The following is a 381-nucleotide window of genomic DNA, read 5'->3' as shown; positions in this document are numbered from 1 at the left end:
GGGTTAGGCTCTGCTTTACGGATCTGCTGGCGACGGGCATTGTAAAAGCCTAGCACCATCTCAGGGTCTTGGTGCCAAGCTTCTGGCGTCGCTACATCTTCTACACGGTGGTTTTCCCATAATCCATCAGAATCACGGAAGGTTTTAATACCGCTTTCGGCGCTAATCCCTGCGCCACTTAAAATAACGATATGTGCTTTGTCTGGTTTTATTTCAAGCGATGTCATCATATCCGGCCTTAAAATCTGTTGATTTTAAAGTCTATTCAATATGAAAGCGGCTGACCAGATCATTTAGGCGAGTCGATACAGTTGAGATTTGAAGTGAGACTTGCTTGGTTTCCTGCGTATCTTGTGCAACTTGCTCGGAGCTACCATGTAT

Annotated in this window: 1 protein-coding gene; it reads right to left on the bottom strand. The window is 45.4% G+C overall.

Annotated features, from left to right (window positions below; translation table 11 throughout):
* A partial coding sequence (locus BTA35_RS17565) for a Sir2 family NAD-dependent protein deacetylase (protein WP_338013027.1) occupies positions 1-230 on the bottom strand: 230 nt, incomplete at its 3' end.
* Positions 231-381 lie beyond the last annotated feature (151 nt).

This window comes from Oceanospirillum linum (assembly GCF_001995095.2).
GTDB lineage: Bacteria > Pseudomonadota > Gammaproteobacteria > Pseudomonadales > Halomonadaceae > Oceanospirillum > Oceanospirillum linum.
The sequence above is the reverse complement of the archived record's forward strand: the minus strand, read 5'-3'. Positions and strand labels throughout refer to the sequence as shown.